The sequence below is a fragment of the Terrabacter sp. P2_E3 genome (genome assembly GCF_056403915.1).
In genome coordinates, this window is sequence record NZ_JBFUEN010000030.1 from 1 (window position 1) to 2,077 (window position 2,077).

Genomic DNA, 2,077 nt, shown 5'->3' on the forward strand with positions numbered 1-2,077 from the left:
GGTGTCGTCCGATCCTTCAGGACCCAACAACGTGTCAGACACCGCACCCGCCATCCCCCACGTTCCACTGCCGCACCCCCCGGAAGGGGACGCAACCCCCGCGARGGGAGCTGCCGGCTTGTACTTGTGAGAGACACCAGGACGGTGTCAAGTAATCGATGTTCCACCCTTGAGCACCCCCCACCGAGCATGCGTCGGTGGCGAGGCCACTGCGCCACAGACCATGACGGCCTGGGCGAGTTGCTCCTTAGAAAGGAGGTGATCCAGCCGCACCTTCCGGTACGGCTACCTTGTTACGACTTAGTCCCAATCGCCAGTCCCACCTTCGACGGCTCCCTCTGTRAACAGTTGGGCCACCGGCTTCGGGTGTTACCGACTTTCGTGACTTGACGGGCGGTGTGTACAAGGCCCGGGAACGTATTCACCGCAGCGTTGCTGATCTGCGATTACTAGCGACTCCGACTTCATGGGGTCGAGTTGCAGACCCCAATCCGAACTGAGACCGGTTTTTTGGGATTCGCTCCACCTCGCGGTTTCGCAGCCCTTTGTACCGGCCATTGTAGCATGCGTGAAGCCCAAGACATAAGGGGCATGATGATTTGACGTCATCCCCACCTTCCTCCGAGTTGACCCCGGCAGTCTCCTATGAGTCCCCACCATGACGTGCTGGCAACATAGAACGAGGGTTGCGCTCGTTGCGGGACTTAACCCAACATCTCACGACACGAGCTGACGACAACCATGCACCACCTGTACACCAGTCCGAAGACGCACCCATCTCTGAGTGATTCCGGTGTATGTCAAGCCTTGGTAAGGTTCTTCGCGTTGCATCGAATTAATCCGCATGCTCCGCCGCTTGTGCGGGCCCCCGTCAATTCCTTTGAGTTTTAGCCTTGCGGCCGTACTCCCCAGGCGGGGAACTTAATGCGTTAGCTGCGGCACGGATCTCGTGGAATGAGACCCACACCTAGTTCCCAACGTTTACGGCATGGACTACCAGGGTATCTAATCCTGTTCGCTCCCCATGCTTTCGCTTCTCAGTGTCAGTAATGGCCCAGAGACCTGCCTTCGCCATCGGTGTTCCTCCTGATATCTGCGCATTCCACCGCTACACCAGGAATTCCAGTCTCCCCTACCACACTCTAGTCTGCCCGTACCCACTGCAAGTCCGAGGTTGAGCCTCGGATTTTCACAGCAGACGCGACAAACCACCTACAAGCTCTTTACGCCCAATAATTCCGGACAACGCTCGCACCCTACGTATTACCGCGGCTGCTGGCACGTAGTTAGCCGGTGCTTCTTCTGCAGGTACCGTCACTTTCGCTTCTTCCCTGCTGAAAGAGGTTTACAACCCGAAGGCCGTCRTCCCTCACGCGGCGTCGCTGCATCAGGCTTGCGCCCATTGTGCAATATTCCCCACTGCTGCCTCCCGTAGGAGTCTGGGCCGTGTCTCAGTCCCAGTGTGGCCGGTCGCCCTCTCAGGCCGGCTACCCGTCGTCGCCTTGGTGAGCCACTACCTCACCAACAAGCTGATAGGCCGCGAGTCCATCCCAGACCGAAAAACTTTCCACACCATACCCATGCAGGTTGGTGTCATATCCGGTATTAGCTCCGGTTTCCCGGGGTTATCCCAGAGTCTGGGGCAGGTTACTCACGTGTTACTCACCCGTTCGCCACTGATCAGACAAGAGCAAGCTCCCGTCATCACCGTTCGACTTGCATGTGTTAAGCACGCCGCCAGCGTTCGTCCTGAGCCAGGATCAAACTCTCCGTTGATGTTCAAACACCCACCCCCGAAAAGAGGACGAGCAAACTTTGAACCCATGAAGGGCTCGAAAACCTGACTGAAGTCGAACAACCAGCTCAAAAAGCTAGAAGTTCAATTCAACCAAAGGATAATTCGCCCAAAACCACGACCGTCACCACGCCACTAGAGGACGAAGATCAACCGGCCAGGCCTCGGGACGAGGTAATTGGCATCGATTTTTGACACGCTGTTGAGTTCTCAAGAATCGGACACACACCATCAACCACCTCAACGAGGAGGCCTCCGGGGCAACCCTTCAAACTTACCCGC

At 57.0% G+C, this 2,077-nt stretch carries 1 rRNA gene; it reads right to left on the minus strand.

Annotation, left to right across the window (positions count from 1 at the left end):
* Positions 1-251 precede the first annotated feature (251 nt).
* Positions 252-1,776 (minus strand): 16S ribosomal RNA (locus AC1DW8_RS22595).
* Between the last annotated feature and the right edge of the window lie 301 nt (positions 1,777-2,077).